20 protein-coding genes are annotated in these 22,862 nt (G+C 35.1%); 5 read left to right on the forward strand and 15 right to left on the reverse strand.

Translation table 11 applies throughout. From position 1 onward, the window contains the following. Positions 1 to 39: 39 nt before the first annotated feature. Positions 40 to 1,020 carry a deoxyhypusine synthase family protein gene (locus D7004_RS05140; protein ID WP_123204802.1) on the reverse strand — a complete coding sequence of 327 codons (981 nt, stop codon included), beginning with the start codon at positions 1,018 to 1,020 and terminating at the stop codon, positions 40 to 42. Positions 1,021 to 1,156: 136 nt separating this feature from the next. Here D7004_RS05140 and D7004_RS05145 point away from each other — a divergent pair, with 136 nt between their 5' ends. Further along, positions 1,157 to 2,287 carry a BamA/TamA family outer membrane protein gene (locus D7004_RS05145; RefSeq protein ID WP_123204803.1) on the forward strand — a complete coding sequence of 377 codons (1,131 nt, stop codon included), beginning with the start codon at positions 1,157 to 1,159 and terminating at the stop codon, positions 2,285 to 2,287. Positions 2,288 to 2,896: 609 nt separating this feature from the next. Here D7004_RS05145 and D7004_RS20580 read toward each other — a convergent pair. From D7004_RS20580 to D7004_RS05170, 6 genes are all read right to left on the reverse strand, one after another. Next, positions 2,897 to 3,073, reverse strand: coding sequence for a hypothetical protein (locus tag D7004_RS20580; protein ID WP_167459419.1), 177 nt, complete (start codon positions 3,071 to 3,073; stop codon positions 2,897 to 2,899). A 56-nt stretch (positions 3,074 to 3,129) separates the two neighbouring features. Then, complete coding sequence (locus D7004_RS05150; RefSeq protein WP_167459420.1) at positions 3,130 to 5,472, reverse strand: outer membrane beta-barrel family protein; 2,343 nt, start codon at positions 5,470 to 5,472, stop codon at positions 3,130 to 3,132. Between the two features lie 51 nt (positions 5,473 to 5,523). After that, positions 5,524 to 7,194 (reverse strand): N-acetylmuramoyl-L-alanine amidase, encoded by a 1,671-nt coding sequence (locus D7004_RS05155; RefSeq protein ID WP_123204805.1) that lies wholly within the window; start codon positions 7,192 to 7,194, stop codon positions 5,524 to 5,526. A 2-nt stretch (positions 7,195 to 7,196) separates the two neighbouring features. Then, positions 7,197 to 7,556 (reverse strand): BlaI/MecI/CopY family transcriptional regulator, encoded by a 360-nt coding sequence (locus D7004_RS05160; protein WP_123204806.1) that lies wholly within the window; start codon positions 7,554 to 7,556, stop codon positions 7,197 to 7,199. Positions 7,557 to 9,228: 1,672 nt separating this feature from the next. Continuing rightward, positions 9,229 to 9,885 carry a DUF1345 domain-containing protein gene (locus D7004_RS05165; RefSeq protein ID WP_123204807.1) on the reverse strand — a complete coding sequence of 219 codons (657 nt, stop codon included), beginning with the start codon at positions 9,883 to 9,885 and terminating at the stop codon, positions 9,229 to 9,231. Further along, positions 9,882 to 10,670, reverse strand: coding sequence for an O-methyltransferase (locus tag D7004_RS05170; protein WP_123204808.1), 789 nt, complete (start codon positions 10,668 to 10,670; stop codon positions 9,882 to 9,884). The genes D7004_RS05165 and D7004_RS05170 overlap by 4 nt, the downstream gene beginning before the upstream one ends. A gap of 43 nt (positions 10,671 to 10,713) precedes the next feature. Here D7004_RS05170 and D7004_RS05175 point away from each other — a divergent pair, with 43 nt between their 5' ends. Further along, positions 10,714 to 11,586, forward strand: a complete 873-nt coding sequence (locus D7004_RS05175; RefSeq protein ID WP_123204809.1) for a transglutaminase-like domain-containing protein — start codon at positions 10,714 to 10,716, stop codon at positions 11,584 to 11,586. A 129-nt stretch (positions 11,587 to 11,715) separates the two neighbouring features. Further along, positions 11,716 to 12,795, forward strand: coding sequence for a glycoside hydrolase family 18 protein (locus D7004_RS05180; RefSeq protein ID WP_244214250.1), 1,080 nt, complete (start codon positions 11,716 to 11,718; stop codon positions 12,793 to 12,795). Positions 12,796 to 12,892: 97 nt separating this feature from the next. On the opposite strand, the gene D7004_RS05185 is transcribed toward D7004_RS05180, so the two are convergent. From D7004_RS05185 to D7004_RS05215, 8 genes are all read right to left on the reverse strand, one after another. Beyond that, positions 12,893 to 13,729 (reverse strand): hypothetical protein, encoded by an 837-nt coding sequence (locus D7004_RS05185; RefSeq protein WP_123204811.1) that lies wholly within the window; start codon positions 13,727 to 13,729, stop codon positions 12,893 to 12,895. Between the two features lie 173 nt (positions 13,730 to 13,902). Then, positions 13,903 to 14,193, reverse strand: a complete 291-nt coding sequence (locus D7004_RS20950) for an alpha/beta hydrolase family protein (protein ID WP_244214251.1) — start codon at positions 14,191 to 14,193, stop codon at positions 13,903 to 13,905. Positions 14,194 to 14,258: 65 nt separating this feature from the next. Further along, a complete protein-coding gene (locus D7004_RS20955; RefSeq protein ID WP_244214252.1) occupies positions 14,259 to 14,816 on the reverse strand; it encodes an alpha/beta hydrolase in 558 nt (185 codons plus the stop codon). Between the two features lie 93 nt (positions 14,817 to 14,909). Next, positions 14,910 to 15,098 (reverse strand): hypothetical protein, encoded by a 189-nt coding sequence (locus tag D7004_RS05195; protein WP_123204812.1) that lies wholly within the window; start codon positions 15,096 to 15,098, stop codon positions 14,910 to 14,912. A 63-nt stretch (positions 15,099 to 15,161) separates the two neighbouring features. Next, positions 15,162 to 16,236 (reverse strand): peptide chain release factor 2 gene (gene prfB, locus D7004_RS05200; protein WP_123204813.1). Its coding sequence is split into 2 segments (ribosomal slippage): positions 15,162 to 16,175 and positions 16,177 to 16,236, totalling 1,074 coding nucleotides; the frame shifts between segments, so codons are not numbered across the junction. 107 nt (positions 16,237 to 16,343) lie between these two features. After that, the gene (locus D7004_RS05205; protein WP_123204814.1) at positions 16,344 to 17,648 is read right to left on the reverse strand and encodes an amidohydrolase; all 1,305 of its coding nucleotides are present in this window, start codon (positions 17,646 to 17,648) and stop codon (positions 16,344 to 16,346) included. A gap of 122 nt (positions 17,649 to 17,770) precedes the next feature. Next, the gene (locus D7004_RS05210) at positions 17,771 to 18,928 is read right to left on the reverse strand and encodes an NHL repeat-containing protein (RefSeq protein WP_167459421.1); all 1,158 of its coding nucleotides are present in this window, start codon (positions 18,926 to 18,928) and stop codon (positions 17,771 to 17,773) included. A gap of 121 nt (positions 18,929 to 19,049) precedes the next feature. After that, positions 19,050 to 19,562 carry a hypothetical protein gene (locus D7004_RS05215; protein ID WP_123204816.1) on the reverse strand — a complete coding sequence of 171 codons (513 nt, stop codon included), beginning with the start codon at positions 19,560 to 19,562 and terminating at the stop codon, positions 19,050 to 19,052. Between the two features lie 161 nt (positions 19,563 to 19,723). Here D7004_RS05215 and pgi point away from each other — a divergent pair, with 161 nt between their 5' ends. Both pgi and D7004_RS05225 read left to right on the forward strand, forming a co-directional pair. Then, complete coding sequence (gene pgi / locus D7004_RS05220) at positions 19,724 to 21,370, forward strand: glucose-6-phosphate isomerase (RefSeq protein ID WP_123204817.1); 1,647 nt, start codon at positions 19,724 to 19,726, stop codon at positions 21,368 to 21,370. 161 nt (positions 21,371 to 21,531) lie between these two features. Further along, positions 21,532 to 22,845: a M16 family metallopeptidase gene (locus D7004_RS05225; RefSeq protein ID WP_123204818.1), complete on the forward strand. Its 1,314-nt coding sequence runs from the start codon at positions 21,532 to 21,534 to the stop codon at positions 22,843 to 22,845. The last annotated feature ends 17 nt before the right edge of the window (positions 22,846 to 22,862 follow it).

A 22,862-nucleotide genomic window follows, 5' to 3' on the forward strand; every position in this document is an offset into this window, starting at 1 on the left:
GGCATGCATAAAACCATTTGGTTTTATAATATTTTATTTTTACTGCTTTAAAATCCAGGCAAACATTAAAGGTGCAACGATAGTCGCATCGCTTTCAACAATAAATTTTGGTGTATGAATATCTAATTTACCCCAAGTGATTTTTTCGTTCGGTACTGCACCAGAATATGAACCGTATGATGTTGTTGAATCTGAAATCTGACAGAAATAGCTCCAGAAAGGAATATTCGGCATTTCCATATCCTGATAAAGCATTGGCACAACGCATATTGGGAAATCACCAGCAATACCACCACCTATCTGAAAGAAACCAATTCCTTTACCTTCGCTATTGGCAATGTACCAATCGGCCAACCAACCCATATATTCGATACCACTTTTCATAGTAGTAGCATTCATTTCCTTTTTCATTACATAAGAAGCGAAGATATTACCCATTGTAGAATCTTCCCATCCTGGAACCACAATTGGCAAATTCTTTTCAGCCGCGGCCAACATCCACGAATTTTTTGGATCAATTTCATAGTATTGTTCCAAATCGCCGCTTAGAAGCATTTTGTACATAAACTCATGCGGGAAATATCGCTCACCAGCATCGTTTGCATCTTTCCATATTTTATGAATATGTTTTTGCAACCGGCGAAATGCTTCCTCTTCGGGAATGCACGTATCAGTAACACGGTTGTAGTGGTTTTCTAACAAATCCCACTCATCCTGTGGACTTAAATCTCTATAATTTGGAACGCGTTTATAATGAGAATGCGCAACCAGATTCATGATATCTTCTTCAAGATTGGCTCCTGTACACGATATAATCGCAACCTTATCCTGACGAATCATTTCTGCAAGCGAGATTCCTAACTCTGCCGTACTCATTGCACCTGCTAAAGTAATCATCATTTTGCCACCTTCATCCAAATGCGTTTCATATCCTTTAGCTGCATCCATCATAGCCGCAGCATTAAAATGGAGATAATTACGCTCCATAAATTGAGATATTGGTCCTCTTGTGTTGCTCATTTTTTTATCTATTTGGCGCAAAAATAGATAAACAAACTTCAATTCGCAATAAACTGTTTAAGCTTAATAGGTTCAATATTCAAATTCAAACATTTTACAGACTCTTGGTATGCTGTAAATTTCTTTTCTTTGCAAAATGAAAAAACTGGGGCTTTTACTTTCCTTATTCGCAATTTCTTTTTCAGGAATGGCACAAATGAAATTGATAACAAAAATGCTTTCAAATGAAAAAGATACGACCAGAAAAGCCAGTTTTTTACCCATTCCATCATTCGGCTATTCTCAAGAAACAGGACTTGAATTTGGTGTGGGTGCCATTTACTCTTACTACACCGATAGAATTGACACGATAACTAGAAGCTCAAATTTTTCGCTAAACGCAACTTATTCAACAAAAAAAACATATAATATTTCTTTAAAAGGTGATGCATGGTCGCCGGGCAATAAATATCATTTTATTGGCGATGTTCGTTTTAAGCGCATGCCTTTTAACTTCTATGGCCTAGGAAATAACACCCAAAAAACAGATGAAGACAAATTAGTAATGAACCAAATAAAAGCACTTTTCGATGTTGAAAAAACTTTCTTAAAAAACGCTTATACCGGTATTTCATTGGGTTTTGAAAACTATAAATTTACAGATGAGGTTAGCGGAGGAATTTTTAGCAATAATCCTGCAGTTTTAGATAGAGATGGAGGTTCTGTGATTTATGCCGGAGTTAGTCAAAGTTACGATACCCGGAATTCCAATAATTATCCATCAAAAGGCTTTTTTGGCCGTGTTACCTATCAATTTGCACCTCATTTTTTTGGTGGTGATAATTTTACCGGAAGCCAGATTAAACTCGACATAAGAAACTTCTGGCCAATAAGTAAAAAATTAATTGTAGGTGCTCAAGGCATTTATTACACCATCCAGGGCACAAATACGCCATTTTACTTGTTGCAGCAATTGGGCAATGACCAAATTATGCGTGGATATTATGGTGGTCGCTATCGTGATGAAAATCTTCTTGCATCACAAGTTGAGTTGCGTTATCGCTTTATGAACCGATTTGGAATTGTTGCCTTCGCAGGGGTGGGCAAAGTTTTCGACAATAATAATGCTAACCTGAAAAGTTTAAAGCCAAATTTTGGTGCTGGTGGCAGGTATTTCTTTGATACCGCGAAAGGTTTAAGTGTGCGTGTTGATTATGGTTTAGGTGAAAAACTAGCAAATGAAAAACGTCAAAGCGGATTTTATATAAGTTTAGCCGAGGCGTTTTAAAATTTCAAATACCGTTTAAACTATAAATAGAGTTTGATGAACTGAAAAGAATATTTTTTTTGGAAATGAGCGTACAATTTTTCATTGGGAATAGCAGTCCTGTCATTCGCTGTAGCCCTCATTGAAAAAATTCGGGGCTGCAGCTTCTACCAGGTTTACTTTGAATGGATAGTACAACCAAAACATCCTTTAAGCTATTTAAGTTGTTTCCAACAACATCTAACCTTTGTAACTAAACCCGATCGAAGCGAGATGCTACCGATTTTTCATCGGGAGCAGAAGCGTGAGCGGGGCTGAAAACCTCCAAACGCACAGAACCCTAAATTTTCAAAAAATCTTTTCAGATTATTAATAAGTGATTTCAATTCTTAATGTCGCTTAAATGATTGTAAATAGAAAAGAGTAGGTATTTTTTTGGAAATTAACGTTCAGTTTCTCATCTGGAATAGCTGTCCTGCCATTCGCTGTAGCCCTCATGAAAAATTCGGGGGCTGCCGCTTCTGCCAGGTTTAGTTTGAATGGATAGTACAACAAAAACATCCTTTAAGCTATTTAAATTCTTCCCAACGACATCCAACCTTTGTAATTAAACCCGATTGAAGCGAGATGCTACCGATTTTTCATCGGGAGCAGAAGCGTGAGCGGGGCTGAAAACATGAATGAAAATGCGTTATCAGCAATTTTATCTTTATCATTAATTGCACTTGCTTTGTATTGTTTATCGCTGGTTGGAAAGTGGTGAACGGAAACGCCAGTTTGTTTCTGAACATCGCTTTTATCTTTCATAGTATGAAGCTAGTTTGATAATTTATTTTAACAAATGCCAGGGATTAATTTATAAACTAATTGCCTCTTCCTCGCTCCTCTTCATTTCCTACTTTTCTTTCCACCTGCTTAATTTTTTCGTTTCCAAAATTAAAACGAACACTAATTCGTATTTGGCGACTATCGTAATAATTATTGTATTCCTGGCTGATATTATTAACTATATTACTGAAAAGATATTTATTTGATTTTAAAACATCTGAAGCATTTACGGCCAGCTGAATTTTTTTATTCAACAGCAACATTTTCAATCCCAAATCCAAGTTATACTGACTCTTGTTTTTATTCAAACCTTCAATAGTTGGAAATTGATACCAAAAGCTAACATCGCACAAAATCGTTTTCGTTTGGTTAAAAATAAACTGGTTAACCGTAGACAAGTAAGCACCAAAACCCCTTAAATTATTTAAAGTTTCCGGCAGGTTTGAATTTGAAACGTTGTAAAACACGTCGAACTGATTGATGCTTTCTAACCATTTTAACTGATTAAAAACAACCGAATTGCTTAATTGATAATTGTAACCACTAATGACGTTTACAGGTTTTGATATTTGAATGTTTGAATTAAAAGCCACGAAATTAATATCATTATAGCCATTTGATAGTTTATTAAAAGAAACAGTAGTTGTGAAACTATTTTTATAAATGTGCGATAGTTCTATATTGTTATTGTAAGATGGTTGCAAAAATGGATTTCCTTCTGCATAAGTATACTGATTACTATACCAGCGAAAAGGATTTAATTTTCTATAGGCCGGCCGATTAATTCTTCGACCGTAGTTTGCTGAGAATGTACTATTTTCATTAGCTCGATAAGTAAGGAAAACTGTTGGAAACAATTGGAAATAACTACTTTTATTGGCTTCATTAGTGGAGATGCCATTAATCTGTGAATATTCTCCTCTCAAACCGGCCTGAAAATCCCATCTTCTTTTCTTTTTGCTTATGTTTATGTAAGCGGCCTGCGTATTCTCACTATAATTAAATTCATCTGTTTGTGATAAATCCTGCTGATAAAAATCGCTCTGTTTTTTATAAAACGCCAAATTACTTTCGTTCTTAATAAGACTTAGTTTTGTACCGAAAGATAAATTAAAAGATTTATATGGTAAATCTACATCAGCCTTAATCGTAAATAAATCAATATTTTGAGCGCTTTCAGATAAATACTCTGTAAATGAATTTGGAATGATAACGCCATCCTTCAGATAACTTGTGTTATTAAAAAATCGGTTTCTTTCATCATTATATTTAAACCAATCGCCTGTAATGGTAATTTGTTTACCTGCAGAGTCTAACGCATGCTTTATGTAAAAGTTTGCAGCGTTGGAATGTGATTTGATTTTCGCATTTGCATCAGAATTAAGAATAGAATCGATAATTCCAATAGTATTATAAACACTCGTTTTAATGTTCTCTTCAGAATGAAATTTGGTTAAACCACCATTGTAGGATAATCCTAAAAGTGTCTTTTTTGATAATTGATAATCAGCACCAAATTGACCGCCTGGAACTATTCTGAAATTTCTATCCTTATTTACAATATTCCAAGTTTGTGAAGGATAAAAAATATTGCTTTGCTCGAATGGAACTAATGAACCTTTACGGACATTAAAATTTGTATAAAGCGTTAGCTTATCTCTTTTGTAATTGAGACTTCCGCCAGTAGCAATGGTAGAGTAATTTGCCTGTGTAAAAGTTAAATTTACCGAACCACGAAAACCTTCTATCGTATTTTTCTTTAGCACGATATTGACTAAACCGTTGTTCCCTTGCGCATCGTATTTAGCAGGTGGATTTGTAATCAATTCTATTTTCGAAATGCTTTCAGCAGAAATAGATTTTAGGTAGTTTGATAAATCATCTTCTGATAATTGAATCAGTTTATCATTAATCATTACGTTAACATTACCCTTCCCAACTAATGAAACTTTATTATTTAAAACCGTTATACCAGGAACTTTAGCAAGCAATTCCAATGCATCTGTACCAATTGCTGCCGTACTAATTTCGGCATTGAAAACAGTTCGGTCTACTTTTTTCTCAATTAGTTGCTTTTTTAAATTGACTTGAACATCTTTAAGATTATATGAAAATACGTCAAGAATGGTTTTTATTGTCGTATCTCCTTGAAGGAAAATAGAAATTTCTTTACTTTTAAAGCTTACTGAAGAGAATTTAAGAACATAAGCACCTTGCTTTAGTTCTGAAAAAAAATATTGCCCAAGGCTATCGGTTTGGGTAAAATGAGAGTTCTTTGATTTATCTTTTATTGCTACAGATACCGATTGCAATACATTATTTTCATTATAAATGTGTCCAAAGATTTTATGTTGAGCCTTGATCTCAATTGCAATCATTAGGAATAAAAACGAGAACAAAAGTTTTTGCATTCTATTTTTATTCCTAAATTATAATCTAGAGAACTTAACGAAACCGTCTAAAATCAGATTACAAATCCTTCTTAAATTTTTCTCATCGCTTACATAAGTCAGACTTTTTTCGCTACTGATATTGCCCAGTTCAATAACTACAGCTGGAATTTTTGATTCTCTGGTTAAAAGCAAATTTGCATTTTTAAGACTATCTCGAACTTCTAAATCTCCCAATTGATTCAAAGAAGTTAATAAATAACCACCAAATTTTTTAGACATTTTAATATTTGGGTTCGATTTAGTTACAAATATCTCTATTCCTTCAAAACTGGGTTTCATACTCGCTTTTGGCATAGAATTATGATGAATGGATATAAAAGCGGTTGCATCTTCATTAGGCAATCGCTCCCGAAGTGCTATCATGGTATCATTACTTCTAGTTAATACAACTTTTATATTTCTTTTGTTAGCCTCTTCTTTAAGAATTTGAGCCGCTCTTAAATTCAAATCCTTCTCCTTCACCCCTCCAACACCAACCGAAGCACCATCTCTCCCGCCATGACCTGCATCCACAACCAATATTATTTCCTTTCCAGTTTGCAAAACCTTCATATCCTTATTAATCGATACTGAATTTTGATGCTCATTAATATTGAGTATGTTATCTAAATTAATCGCGGCCAATTGATTTTGGCTACTATTTAAATTGCCTTTCAATAATCTGGTAGAACCATCAAGTTTTTTAGCAGTTAAATTATTGGACAAGGGCACTTCTGCTGGTATAACTCTGTTTGGTAAAACAGAACCATTACGTAGTATTTGCTTTTCAATAATTATCTGCTTTTTATTGATAAAAGCCATAAAGCAAAAACACAGCACAGGAATGATTGCTAAATAAACAATCTTTTTTTCGGGTGTATTAGGTTTTTTAAACATCATAGTAATTCGTTTTTTTAATGGTAGTTTACTAAAGTTATGTGTTGCAAAATTATCTGATGGTTTAGCTAAACTCAATAATAGTGAAGCGTACAATTTTTTATCAGTTCTGGTATTTGTTTCTTCATCGGCCAGAAACTCATGATTAGCCTCAACCGCAAAGCGCCAGAGATAAACTATTGGGTTAAACCACAAAATGCAAGCGGCAATATTTACTATTGCTTTATCAACACTATGCATCTGTGCAACATGCACCATTTCATGTGCTGTAACCAAGTTTTTTTCCTCTTCAGAAAGTGAAGCATCAACGACAATCTTGTTAAAAAAAGAGCAATTTTTTAGTTTGCAGAACGTATTTACTAAAATAACAGAACCTATTTGAGACACCTTATGCTTATGTAAGCTGTATTTTATATATCCCATACTTACCAAATATTTCAGCAGAAATAGTAATGCAATTGCGTAATAACAGTATTCTAGTATGTGCATCCAATTGGATGGATTAGAAATATTTCCTATGTTATTTTCAATATTCTCTTCGATGGCTGTGTCGGTGCTGTAAGCAATGTTTAACTGACTTGCATTTTTGTTTACAAAAACCTCTTGAGTGTTTTCAATAGTTAAGGCAGGTATTACGAAACTAACAATAAGTGCAAGAATTAGATACGCCCTATTTAACTTAAAAAATGTTAGTTTAGCCAAAAGCAATTGATAAGTTGCGAAAAAGATTGCTGTGCAGGTTGATACCTTTAAAAGATAAATTAGCATCATATTTAATTTTGATTAATAATTTTCTTAATCTCTTCTATATCTTTCTCACTCAATTTTTCTTCCCTTACCATAAATGATAATAGACTAGCTGGAGAACTATCAAAATATCCTGAAAACAATTTGGAAAAGGTTGTTTTGGCGTATTGTTCTTTGGTTATAGCAGGGAAATATTCGTAAGTTTTACCGTAGGCTTTATATTTTAAATAGCCTTTTTTTTCGAGCAACCGAACAATAGATGATATCGTATTATATGGTGGTTTTGGTTCATCATCCAGTTCATCAATTATATCTTTAACAAAAGCTTTTTGCAGCTTCCAAAAAACCTGCATAATACGCTCTTCTGTTTTAGTTAATTCTTCCATAATCAAATGTATAACTTAATTTTCAGTTATACAACTTAAATTTAAGTTAATTACCTTAAAAATCAGTTTTAAGATTTAAAAAACTGAAAATAATGCTGTTGGGCAATTTACAAGAGATTTTAATACGTGTCATTTTTGGAAATGAGCGTTCAGTATTTCATCGGGAATAACAGTCCTGTCATTCGCTGTAGCCCTCATTGAAGAAATTCGGGGCTGCCGCTTCTGCCAGGTTTAGAGTGAAAGGATGGTACAACTCACCTTAAAATTCACAAGATTAATGCCGACAAAGGCATCTAACCTTCGTACCTAAACCCGATCGAAGCGAGATGCTACCGATTTTTCATCGGGAGCAGAAGCCGGAGCGGGACTGAAAACCTCCAAGCACACAGAACCCATAATTTCCAAAAAATCTTTTTAGATTTTCAATTCTTTAGTTACGTTAAATATTTATTAAAGAGTTTGATGAGCCGAAAAACAATATAGTTTTTTGGAAATGAGCGTTCAGTATTTCATCGGGTACAGCAGTCCTGTCATTCGCTGTAGCCCTCATTGAAGAAATTCGGGGCTGCCGCTTCTGCCAGGTTTAGAGTGAAAGGATGGTACAAATAAAATTCACAAGATTAATGCCTCCAAAGGCACCTAACCTTTGTAACTAAACCCGATCGAAGCTAGATGCTACCGATTTTTCATCGGGAGCAGAAGCGGGAGCGGGACTGCAGACCTCCAAAAGCACAGAACCCTAAATTTTCAAAAAATCTTTTTAGATTACTAATAAGTGGTTTCCAATTCTCTAATGACGTTAAATATTTATCAAAGAGTTTGATGCCCGAAAAAGAATATGTTTTTTTTGGAAATGAGCGTTCAACTTTTCATCGGGTACAGCAGTCCTGTCATTCGCTGTAGCCCTCATTGAAGAAATTCGGGGCTGCCGCTTCTGCCAGGTTTAGAGTGAAAGGATGGCACAGCCTAAAATTCATAAGATTAATGCCTTCAACGGTATTTACCATTGTATCTAAACCCGATCGAAGCGAGATGCTGCCGATTTTTCATCGGGAGCAGAAGCGGGAGCGGGACTGAAAACCTCCAAGCACACAGAACCCTAAGTTTCCAAAAAATCTTTTTAGATTACTAATAAGTGATTTTCAATTCTCTAATGACGTTAAATATTTATCAAAGAGTTTGATGCCCGAAAAAGAATATGTTTTTTTTTGGAAATGAGCGTTCAACTTTTCATCGGGAATAGCATTCTTGTCATTCGTTGTAGCCCTCATTGAAGAAATTCGGAGCTGCCGCTTCTGCCAGGTTTAGAGTGAAAGGATGGTACAACTCAACTTAAAATTCAAAAGATTAATGCCTCCAAAGGCACCTAACCTTTGTGCCTAAACCCGATCGAAGCGAAATGCTACCGATTTTTCATCGGGAGCAGAAGCGGGACTGAAAACCTCCAAGCACACAGAACCCTACATTTCCAAAAAAATTAAGCAGATAATTTGTTTTGGCACATTCAATGGCGTTAACCTTCGTACCTAAACCCGATCGAAGCGAGATGCTACCGATTTTTCATCGGGAGCAGAAGCGGGAGCGGGACTGCACACCCCCAAGCACACAGAAACCTACATTTCCAAAAAATCTAAACAGATACTAAAAAAACTCGACGCCTAAAAAAGAGAATTTATTTACTCATACCAGCCAATGCATTTATGGTTAATGCAACAATTACAGTATTAAAAATGAATGCGATTACGCTATGCAATAATGTAACTCGTCTAATCTTTCTGGAAGAAATTTCGACATCCGAAACTTGAAAAGTCATACCAATTACAAATGAAAAATAGGCAAAATCTATAAAGTCTGGTTTTTCATTACCTGGAAATTCTAAACCTGTTCCTTCACTTTCGGCATCTCCATAAAATAAATGTGCATAACGCATGGTAAAAGTTGTGTGCACCAAAGCCCATGATAAAAACATTCCTGCTATGGCAACGATTAAATCGAGGGTTTTTACTTCTTTATCGAGCAAAACCAGAATTACAGCAAGCAGACCTGCGAAGGTTGAAACTACAACGATTGCAAAGATTTCTCCTCGGGTTTCATCTTGCATTTTTGCTTTTAGATGGGTTTGAGCTGGAGACGTATGGAAAAACATATACCAGTGTAGGGAAATAAGCATTACACAGAAAGAATCCCAACCCAACATAATCTGGGCTAGCACACCAATGCTTAATAAAAATGAAATAAGGTAAACGCTGAGTCCAAAGCAGAAACTTATTAATAGCGTATGCAATGCAGACCGCTTTTGAATACCGCTTAATTTTGCTTCTGGTTTCATTGCTTAAATTTCAACTTAAAATGTTCTTTTGCCTGCCCTTTTTTAAAATAAACTAAGCCGATCCAAAACAAATCAATGGTAATCGTAACTTCAGGATGACTTTTAATTTCTGTCCATGCTTCTTTCATACCTTGGCTCCAGTAAATATCATCAAAAATAAGCAAAGAGTTTTCGGTAATTTTTGGCAAACACCATTTAAAATAATTCAGAGTTGCATCTTTACGATGGTTGCCATCTATATACACAAAATCTAAAGTTTGTTGATTATTAATGATATCGGGCAAGATTAAATCGAAGTTTCCGACGTGTAAATCTATATTATTCAGATTCAAATCTTTAAAATTCTGCTTTGCAACCTTAGCAGTTTCTGGACAACCTTCTATCGTTATTAATCTTGAAGAAGGGCTAGATTTTGATAAGTAAGCGGAGGTGATCCCCAGGCAAGTACCCAATTCTATTGCGGTTTTTGGATTTGTTTGTTGGGCTAAACGATAAATTAATTTCGCTAATCGCGGACTTTTTAAAGCGTTTTTGGCAATTTCACTTACCTTTTTAGTCCTATTTTTATTTAAATGAGAACCTGCTCCAAGGTCGGTAACGGTGATTATAGAATCGTCATTAAAAAGTTTTTTTCGCTGTGCTTCTATATTTTTGTATTCAGGTTTATCGCTAAAATCGTAAATTACCTCGTCTGCAAGCTTATATACAAAAGGCGAATGCGTACCATGCCTGGTTTTTGCAGTTAAATGGTGCTTTAAGTAATCTGTAATAAATTGAATTATCATATATTGCAAAAGTAATTAATCGCCGCAAACGTATGTATGTTTTATGGAAAATAACACAGAAATAAGCGCCTTAGTTAAATTGCTTGATGACCCGGATGAAGAGGTTTTTCAGCATGTTGAGGAAAAACTGCTGCAATATGGCGGCGAAGTAATCCATTTTTTAGAGAATGCCTGGGAACAATCGTTCGATGGACTTTTGCAAGAGCGAATAGAGAATATTGTTCATAAAATTCAGTTCAATACGGTAAAGGAAGATTTAAATCTATGGTATTTGAGTGGTGCTTTCGATTTGCTTCAAGGTGCTTTAATCATTAATCGCTATCAATATCCCGATTTAGATGAGCAGAAAATCATCGTTCAGCTGGAAGAAATAAAGCGTGAAATTTGGTTGGGCTTGCAATATGAAATGAGTTCTGTTGAAAAAGTTAAACTCATCAATCATGTTTTGTACCAGCAGTTTGGCTTTGGTGGCAATACCAAAAACCATCACGACCCACAAAATTCTTATCTCAACCAGGTTTTAGAGAGTAAAAAAGGAAATCAGATTTCTTTGGCCATCATCTATTCTACATTAGCACAGCGGTTAGATATGCCTATTTATGGCATCAATTTACCGCAGCATTTTATTTTAGGTTTTATTGATGAAAGCAAACAGGAGAGTAAAGAATATGGCGTTTTATTTTACATAAATGCTTTTAATAAAGGTAATATTTTTGGCAAACATGATGTTGACCAATTTCTTCGCCAGTTAAATTTAGAAGCTTTACCAGAATATTATAGGCCATGTAGCAACACGGATATCATTCGCCGGGTAATTAGAAACTTAATATCTGCTTATGAAAATGCTGGTGCAACAGAAAAAGTGGCAGAACTTAATGAGCTGCAGAAAATCATCGCACAAGATGGCAAAGAATAACTTAAATTTTAAAACTACAATAACCGAGATTGGTTCATTCTTTATAAGACGATAATCCGTATCCTTATTACTAAATTATTTTATCCCAACCCTTCCGTATTTATGAACAACCATCCCAAATTAAAATTCTTGATTACAATCTTATTATTCCTCTTTTGCAGCATTAATTTAAACGCCCAAAAAACAGTAAAACCAAATGTTATAGCCTATTACACGGGTGGCGGTGGAACAGTTCTCGATAGCTTTCCAGTGGAGAAAATAAGCCACTTAATTTACAGTTTCGGGCATTTAAAAGGCGATAGCATGCATATCAGTTCTGCAAAAGATTCTGCTTTGATTGCTAAAATGATTTCACTAAAAAGTCGTAACCCTAATTTAAAAGTTATGATGGCTATGGGTGGATGGAGTGCATGTGCAAATTGTTCGGAAGTGTTTAGCCGAGCTGAAGGCAGAAAAACTTTCGCTAAAACAACTAAGAATCTGCTCGATTATTTTCAGGCAGATGGGATTGACATTGATTGGGAATATCCAGCAGTTGTGGGCTTTCCCGGGCACAGGTATACCGAAGATGATAAACACAACTTTACTTTACTTATTGCAGAATTGCGCAAAAAACTTGGCAAAAAAGCCGAAATTAGTTTTGCAGCCGGAGGAACAAAAAACTGCATCGATTCTTGTTTCGAATGGGATAAAGTAATGCCTTTCGTCAATAGGGTAAATTTGATGAGTTATGATTTGGTGAGCGGTTATGCTACAAAGAGCGGACATCATACGCCATTATATTCTACCAAAGAATTGCCGCTCTCGGCAGATTACGCCATTAACGAATTAATTAAATTAGGCGTACCTGCAAGTAAAATCGCTTTAGGAGCTGCATTCTACGCCAGAATTTTCGAGAATACAACTGATGCAAACCAAGGTTTATACCAGCCCACCAAATTTTTAAGTGGCGTATCTTACAAAAATTTTAAAACAGAGTTTTCAGAAGCAAACGGATACAAATATTATTGGGATGATGAAGCCAAGGCGCCCTACTATTACAATGCGACCACTCGCCGAATGGCTACTTTCGATGATCCAAAATCAATAGCTTTAAAAACTAAATACGTTATAGATAAAAAGCTTAATGGGATTATGTTTTGGGAGTTGACGGATGATGCTTACTCGGATGGGTTATTGAGTGTGATTGATGCTTCTTTAAAGAATTAAAAAAGCTTTAGCAAAACAATCTCTGCGATCTGCAAAGAATTTTGCTAAAGCTTTATGGTTATTCCCTTAATTCAGATATACCGAAATTAGATTTTAACTAGTTACAAGTATATTTTAATCCCAAACTAAAACTCGTATTATCAAGTGTAACAATAGCATTACTGCCTGTTTGCCTTTGAAGCAAGTTGTTTTGTAATATATCAATTATTTTACCACTCGAATCTTTAGTGTAAGTGAAAGTATCAATAACAAATTCTTTATTTCCATTTTGATAACTCGTATTAGTTATCTTTTTAATTTGATTTTTCGAAACCTTTCCAAATACTCCGTTAGGCACGATAGCATCTACTAAACTTAGACCAGAATTAAGGAATAATGGATCTGTAAAATTTACCGAAGTAATTGCGCTTTCGCTAGTATATTCAAATTTTATATCATTTATCAAGATGTTATTATAATCATAGATAAGTGCTTGTACTAAATTACCATCGTTATAATTTAATTTTGCCACATCTGATATTGGAGTACCTCCATAATTCACTTCACTGATATACCCATCTGTATTATATTTTAGTACAGCAATTTGAGACCCCGCCTCAACTATGTTAATTACCCTGCTTTGATTATCTTGATTATATACAATTAAATTCTTATTGGATCCGTTTGTCTCCACCCCATATATATTAGTTGGATTGTAGGTTAGTTCATATAGTACTGGCACACCATCTGGATCCTTTCCTGACAGCTTTATAATTTTGCTATTGCTATTGTAAACAACTTCAAAACTTCCTTGCTTGGTTCCTTCTTTAGGAATAATGGTTGTAATTTTGCAATTACTTTCCTTTTCTGGCTCAACAGTATCATTTTTCTTGCAACTTGCGATACTTATAGCAGCAACCATTGCCACCATTAAAAATTTTAATTGTTTGTTCATGTTAGTTTTTTTTCCTTCGTAATGAAAATGGAGTGCCAGAAGGAAAAAATATTGAATATCAATTAGTTAACAAAAAAGACAAGCAGATAATATGCAAATAAAGCCCCAAGTTGGGGAAATTATTTAAACAAATGGGGAATATTTTTCTTTTAATTCAGATGGAAAATGCTTCTTTATAACTTTTCCTTTTTCATCCAGCTGGCCAACAAACTAAACCAATCCACATCAGAAGTTGGATTAATTAAGCCGAAACCATGTCCACCTTTTTCGTATAAAAACATTTCTGTTTTAACCTTATTTGCTTTTAATACATTGCTTAGCATTACGCTATTTTCTACCGGAACAGATTTATCATCTTTAGCATGTACTAAAAACGTTGGTGGCGTATTCTTATTTACGTTCTTATCAGCAGAAAAATAATGTTTTAATTCCTGAGATGGATCTGAACCTAATAAATTTTTCATTGTTCCTGCATGAACAGATTTTTCAAAACTAATTACCGGATAAATCAATGCTGCAAAATCAGGTTTTAAAGATTTTTTTTCAGGGTTATTATTTTGATATCATTATAATGAGCTAACAAAGTTGATGCTAAATGCCCTCCAGCAGAGAAACCCATCACACCGATTCTATTAGGTTTAATATTGAACTTTTTATAATTTTTCCGAATTAAATAAATCGCCTGTTCAACATCCTGCAAAAGTGCATAGGTTTTATCTACCATTATTTCATCACTCGGCAAACGATATTTTAGTACAAAAGCAGTAACGCCAATTTCATTAAAACGTTTGGCAACATCAATCCCTTCATGACTGAAAGCCAATGCACCGTAGCCCCCACCCGGACAAATAATCACAGCTGTACCAGTTGATATATTTTGAGGAGCTTCGAAAACGGTTATTGTTGGAACAGATACTTTAGTTATACTTAGCGTACCATTTTGCCGAACTTCCGTATTTTCAACGTAACTATCAGGAGTTGGCTTTGCTCCCGGAATTGCTCCTGAATAAAGCGGAATAACTTGCTGAGCATGAAGAACAGAAATAGACATAGCCAATAAGATTGTGAACAGGAATGATTTATTCATTGCTAGAGATATTTAGAGTAAATGGATTACTTAAAGGAAATGTTGAATTAAGATATTTTATAACTGCTGATGTGTCAATTAAATATCTCTGGTTCATTCATCACGTAGTTGATCCAATTGCTTATCAATATCAGCATTATCCATAGGCGATTTTATTTTAAGGCGAATGGATGATAATTTTTCAGAGCTTTTTTTTATGACTTTGATTAAATGTAATTCTTCCAAATCCATTAATAGCTTGTAAGCCTTTTTATCTGTCACTTCTATAATCAAAGTATCCATTTTAATAAATTTAAATGTCGAGTACTAAAACAAATATACAAAATCTAAAAAATGAATTTTGATTTAAAACTCCATTAAGTACGCCTTTAAAAACTCATCAATATCTCCATCTAAAACAGCCTGTGGATTTGAAGTTTGGTAATTCGTACGATGATCTTTTACTCTCCTATCGTCTAAAACATAACTTCTTATCTGCGAACCCCATTCAATTTTCTTTTTGGAGCCTTCAATAGCAGCAATCTCTTCATTCCGTTTACGTTGTTCTATCTCATAAAGCTGAGATTTTAGCAACCGCAAAGCATTTTCTTTGTTCTGCAATTGAGACCTAGATTCTTGGTTTTTAATTACAATACCTGATGGTTTGTGGTATAAACGAACCGCAGTTTCCACTTTGTTTACGTTTTGTCCGCCTGCACCACCAGCTCTAAATGTTTCAAATTCAACATCAGCCGGATTTATATATATTTCTATCGTTTCATCAACTAATGGATAAACATATACCGACGCAAATGAAGTATGCCTGCGAGCATTAGAGTCGAAAGGAGAGATACGCACCAAACGATGTACACCATTTTCGCCTTTCAAAAATCCATAAGAAAAATCTCCGTCAAATTGAAGCGTAACCGATTTAATTCCGGCTATATCGCCTTCCTGACTATCCTGTTCTGTAATTTTGTAGCCATTCTTTTCACCCCACATCATGTACATACGCATGAGCATATAAGCCCAATCGCAACTTTCGGTTCCACCGGCACCTGCAGTAATTTGCATTACTGCAGAAAGCTGATCTTCTTTATTCCGAAGCATGTTTTTGAGTTCCAAATCGGCAACAGCTTGTTTGCTGATTTCAAACTGCTCTTGCAATTCTTCTTCTGATGCATCACCCGATTGAAAAAAATCAAACATAACGGCTGCATCTTCAACAGCGTTATTGGTTTTTTCGAAACCATCAGTCCACTTTTTCTTTGAACTAATATCTGCAAGAATTTTTTCTGCTTTTTTAGGGTCGTCCCAGAAATCGGGCGCCATGGTTAATTTTTCTTCCTCGCGAATGGCGTAAAGTAGCTCATCAACGTCAAAGATGCCTCCTCAGAGACGTTATTCTGTCTCTTAAATCCTGAATTTGTTCTTTGGTCATAATTGCAAATGTAGCTTTTTAGCGCATGAATAGTTGCTTAAACTCCGAAATAATTAATGAAAAGCTGAAAGCCAACATCAGCAAGTCATAAAATTTAACATGTTAAACTACTTTTTCAAAGCCATATAATCCAATGTTAAATTGGATAATAATTTTACGCCTAATACGAAACCGCTTTCATCTAAATAAAAATCTGGTGTATGATGTGAGGGCGCTTTTACTGGGTCCTTCCCTTTTGGCATTCCACCTAAGAAGACAAATAAGCCCGGCACTTTTTCCTGAAAAAATGAAAAATCTTCTGCACCCGTAACTGGCGGTCTCAATTTTACATGTGATGCACCTGCTGTAGCTTGCATGCTCGGTAGCATTTTTTCTGTTAGCGCAATATCATTAAAGGTAACCGGGTAATGGTTACTATAAGGTATTTTAACTTCGGCTTTGGCGCCACCAGCCTCGGCGGTTTTGGTAACAATGGTTTTTATTCTATCGATAAACATGGCCTCATCTTCTTTACTAAAGTTACGAACCGTACCAAGCATCTCTACTTTTTCGGGGATAATGTTCGAGCGAACACCACCATTAATGGCTCCGATGGTTACCACACCTGGATTTTCTGTAACGTTTAAATTTCTGCTTACAATGGTTTGCAAGCTATTTACAATTTGTGCAGAAATTACCACGGGATCGATACTGCTCCAGGGATAAGCGCCATGCGCCTGTCTGCCTGTAACTGTAATTTTCATATCATTTACTGCAGCCATTGTACCTCCTGGTTTATAGGTAATATCACCAACTTCTGTTTGAGAATTAATGTGTAAACCGAAAATCACATCAACTTTTGGATTTTCTAAAACACCTTCTTTAATCATTAAAGCAGCACCACCTTCTTCGCCTGCAGAAACCCCTTCTTCTGCAGGTTGAAAAATAAATTTTACAGTACCCGAAATATCCTTTTGCATTGATGCTAAAACTTCGGCAACACCCATTAATATAGCTACATGACTATCATGACCGCAGGCATGCATTACGCCAACTTGTTGACCGTTATATTGAGTTTTTACTTTCGAGGCAAAAGGTAAATCTACTCTTTCAGTAACTGGCAAACCATCCATATCTGCTCTTAATGCTACAACGGGCCCAGGCTTCCCTCCTTTTAAAATACCTACAACACCTGTTTTTGCAACACCGGTTTTAACTTGTATACCTAGAGACTCTAAATGTTTTGCTATGATACCTGCGGTTCTAACTTCATTATTACCCAGTTCAGGATGCTCATGAAAATCGCGACGCCAAGTAATAACCTTTTGTTCAATAGCATCAGCTTTTTTAGAAACAGCGGCATTCAATGGCGATTTTTGGGCATAAACTCCAGAAGTAAATGCTAGAAGAAATAGAGTATAGATTTTTTTCATGGAATGATTGTTTAGTTTAGATGCACTAATCTAAACATTTTTGAGAAAGATAAAATTGTATAAAGAATAACACTGTCGGTTATAATTATGTTCTCCTATTAAAAAATTCAAAAATAAAGGTATTAACCTTTTCTAAACACGATTATCCTTCTGCCATAAACATCACAAGCTATAACATCCCCATTCGGAGCAATTGTCACATCCACAAGATTTAAAAATGAGCCAGCACCAATTTTTTCTTGAATGTCGCCGTTTTCATCAGTTTTGATAATAGTACCCTCTCCAGAATTGGCTAAATAAATATTGTCACCAAAAGCTCTAATACCAAAAATATATCCTCTTATAGTAAATACTTTTAAAAATTTACCATTCTTATCAAATACTTCAATACGATTATTTCTTGTATCTGAAACGTATATTTTGCTTTTGAAATAGCATATGCCAAACGGAGCATCAAAGTCTCCTTCGGCTTTTCCTTGCTTTCCAAACTTCAGCAATAAATTCCCGTTCTGGTCATATTTCTTAATTCGGTGATTTACTCCATCAACGATCCATATGTTTTGTTCATCATCAATTGTTAAGCATTCAATGTTGCCAAAATTGCTATCTCCAGTTCCATATGTACCCCATTCCTTTATCAGCTGTTTATTAGGATTAAATATTTGGACATAAGAACTACTTTGCGTACGTGTAGCGATATAATTGCCGTTGTTGAAAAATGCCATAGCTCTGGCTCCAGATCCACTGTAAAACTGTTCAATAAAACTTCCAGCAGCACTAAACTTCAAAACTCTATTCAGACCTTCATCACTGACGTAAATACTTCCTATTTTATCAACCTCAATGTGCATATTAAAGTTAAACTGCGAAGCCCCAGATCCCTCTGACCCAAAAGTTAATAGCTTGTAGTAGTTAGATATCGAAGTATATCCATAATCTGCATCATTAAATCTACTAAAAGATGACGATGTGTTAAATGTTCTTACTTTATAGAAATTTTTAGTTAGAGGTTTATTTATATTAATATCATCAAATGTAGTGTCAGCAAGTTCTTTAAGCAAATCATATTTTTGCGTCAAATCATTAAATTTCCAAATCTGATATTTTTGAGCGAGAGGCATAGGTGTCCAGGAAATGGTAATTTTTGAACCATATGCACCTTTGCTAGCTTTAAGATTTATTGGTCTATCAACATTTAATGTGTCGACTATCCTAATAGTATCTCTTATTGTTTTGATTTCAATCTGAGTTTGAACTTCCTTTTCGCAGGACAGAAACAAAATGGAAATTGCGGCTAAAAATATTGTTGTCTTTAGTGAGATCGATCTTAGCATTAATTTTAAATTTCTCTAAAGGTAGAAAATCAATCTAAATGAAAAAACACCTTTAGAGAAATATTTTTTAATTAAACAAGCCTTTAAGCTTATCCATTATACCACCACTGGAAGCGGCTCCGCCTGCTTGCGCTTGTCCACCGCCATTGAACATTCCGATAACATCCCCGATATCCAATTTACCATCAGCACCACCAGCCAGACTACCCAAAACATCTTTTATATTAAAAGAGCTATCATTCGGATCGGCAGTTTTTTGCGTTAATTTGCCTAAAATAACCGGAATGATTGATGCAGCTAAACCTTTTGCAGTTTCTGCATTAATACCTAAGCCTGCCAACTTATCGGTAAAGTTTCCGGCTGCTTGCTGCGTTACTGCCGAGCCCTCTGCCTTACCTGTGTTAAAAATTTCGGCTAACCCACCTACATTTCCATTAAAAAGCTGATCTTTCAAAGTATCAAAAATAGAACCCGAAGCAGCTTGAATTACAGCTTCATTCTTTTCGTTTGGAATTGCGCTATTGTTAACAACACTTTCCTGTACGTTTTCACGCACCAATTCATTTAAATTTTCTATCATATTTTTTTAGTTAAACAAATACAAAATAGGATGTATGTAAAACTATGGGGATATTAGCCCTAAGTTACTTGTTTAAAATAAATAATGAAATGTTATTTTTTGAACACTAAAAAGACCATTTTAAATATTTGCTTTATTACTTTTACAGAAAAGAAAAAAATATGTTACCTAAAATAAATTTCACAGAAACTGCAGCATATAAATATTTGGCAGACCATTTTATAGATATAAACCAGAAAAGTATTAAAGAACTTTTTGCTGAAGATGCGGAACGCTTTAGTAAATTTTCTGTTTTTTTTGAAGATATTTTACTGGATTATAGTAAGAACAGGATTAATGATGAAACATTTGCGCTATTAATTCAACTTGCTAGAGAATGTAAATTGGATGAAGCAATAAAATCAATGTATGCGGGCGATAAAATTAATGAAACAGAAGATCGTTCTGTGCTTCACATTGCTTTGCGTAATTTAAGCAATACACCAATTATTGTTGATGGCAAGGATGTAATGCCAGATGTAAATACGGTTTTAGCCAAAATGGAAAAATTTAGCAACAGCATTATCAGCGGAGATTGGAAAGGCTATACTGGCAAAGCCATTACCGATGTGGTAAATATTGGTATTGGAGGTTCTGATTTGGGTCCGGTAATGGTAACGGAGGCATTAAAGCATTATAAAAATCACCTGAACATTCATTTTGTTTCTAATATTGATGGAACGCATATCGCTGAAACACTAGCTGGATTAAATGCTGAAACAACACTATTCTTGGTTGCATCTAAAACTTTTACTACGCAAGAAACTATGACCAATGCACATTCTGCCAGAAGTTGGTTTTTAGGTAAAGGTGGTAAAGAAGGTGACATTGCAAAACACTTCGCTGCCCTATCAACAAATGCAAAAGATGTATCGGCTTTTGGTATTGATACCGAAAACATGTTTGAGTTTTGGGATTGGGTTGGCGGTCGTTATTCGTTATGGAGCGCAATCGGGTTATCGATATCTTTAAGCATTGGCTTTGATAATTTTAAAGAATTACTTGCCGGTGCACACGCAACAGATAACCATTTTAAAACCGCAGAATTTGAAAATAACCTACCCGTAATTTTAGGCCTATTGGGTGTTTGGTACATTAATTTTTACAACGCAGAAACGCAGGTAATTTTACCTTACGACCAATATATGCATCGTTTTGCTGCTTATTTTCAACAAGGTGATATGGAAAGCAACGGTAAACATGTAGATAGAAACGGTAATGAAGTAGATTACGAAACTGGACCAATTATTTGGGGTGAACCAGGCACAAATGGTCAGCATGCTTTCTACCAGTTAATTCATCAGGGAACAAGAATTATTCCTGCTGATTTCATTGCACCTGCTCAAAGTTTAAATCCTTTAGGTGAGCATCATCCAATATTATTATCAAATTTCTTTGCGCAAACCGAAGCTTTAATGAATGGCAAAACCGAAGAAGAAGTTTCATCAGAATTGAAGAAAGATGGCAAAACAACAGATGAAATTGCAAAACTCGCACCATTTAAAGTTTTCGAAGGAAATAGACCAACAAATTCAATTTTATTAAAAAAGATTACTCCTTATAGTTTGGGAAGCCTTGTTGCTATGTATGAGCACAAGATATTTGTACAAGGAGTGATATGGAACATCTTTAGTTTCGACCAATGGGGTGTAGAACTAGGCAAACAACTGGCTAAAAAAATCTTACCAGAACTGGAAGGTGATGAAAAGGTTTCCAGTCATGATAGCTCTACCAACGGATTAATCAACCAATATAAATCCTGGAGATAAAAAATAAAAAAGCGAATTGAACATTCGCTTTTTTTTTGTTATAAAATTGTTACTTTAGCATAATCACCTATCTGTTTAGTTTTAAACAACAACCAATTAACTTATTATTTACAAAATGATATCGTTGTGTTAACTGCAATGGTATCCAAACAAATTATCTAATGAAAAAAAGAATTCTTTTTGCTCTGGCCATTTCCGGTTTGTGCTTAAGTGCATCTGCACAAAAAGTACAGTTCACCGAATTTGATTTGGACAATGGCCTCCACGTAATCCTACATCAAGACAAAACCGCTCCTGTAGTTGCCGTTTCGGTAATGTACCATGTTGGCTCTAAAGATGAAGATACCACGCGTACAGGTTTCGCCCATTTCTTTGAGCACTTATTATTTGAAGGCTCTAAAAACATAAAAAAGGGCGAATTTATGAAATTGGTGAGCAGTAACGGCGGACAAAACAATGCCAATACCTCTCAAGACCGCACATTTTATTACGAAGTATTTCCATCTAACCAACTGGAATTAGGTTTGTGGTTAGAAAGCGAAAGAATGTTACAACCTGTGATAAATGAGGTTGGCGTAAAAACTCAAAATGAAGTTGTAAAAGAGGAAAAACGCCTACGTGTTGATAATTCTCCGTATGGTAAGTTTACCGAAAAAATATTCTCGCATTTATTTGCCGGTCATCCTTACAGGTGGCAGCCAATTGGTTCTATGGCACATTTGGATGCAGCTAAATTGGATGAATTTATTGCTTTCAATAAAAAATTCTATACGCCTAATAATGCCGTGTTAACCATTGCCGGCGATTTAGATATTGAGAAAACTAAAACCTTGGTTAAACAATATTTTGCCGAAGTTCCGAAGGGTGCTCCTGTTGTACGTACAACATATAAATTACCAGAAATTACTAAAGAAATTATTGATACTGCCTATGATGCAAACATCCAAATACCTGCAATTTTTGCTGCTTACCGCGTTCCGGGTATGAAGAGTAGAGAAAGTAAAGTATTGGGTATGATTAGCTCCATTCTATCTGGAGGCGGAAGTTCGAGATTAAGCACCAAAATGGTTGATGAAAAGAAAACTGCTCTACAAGTTGCAGCTTTTAACTACACGCTAGAAGATTATGGTGCTTACATTACATTAGCACTTCCAAATAAAAACACACCACTTAACGATTTATTAAAAGATATTGACGAAGAAGTTTTGCGTTTGCAAACAGATTTGATTAGCGAAAGCGACTACAAGAAATTGCAGAATCAGTTTGAAAACAGTTACGTTAGTGCAAACAGCAGAATGCTTGGCGTTGCAGAAAATTTAGCCAATGGCTATACTTTTCACAATAAGGATACAAACGATATTAATGAAGAATTGAACGTTATACAATCCATCACTCGCGAAGAAATTAGAGATGTTGCAAAGAAATATCTAAACAAAAACCAGAGAGTTGTTTTGTATTACTTACCAAAAAAATAATCGTTTTACTTGCTAAC

The organism is Pedobacter jejuensis, from assembly GCF_003725795.1.
GTDB classification, from domain to species: domain Bacteria; phylum Bacteroidota; class Bacteroidia; order Sphingobacteriales; family Sphingobacteriaceae; genus Pedobacter; species Pedobacter jejuensis.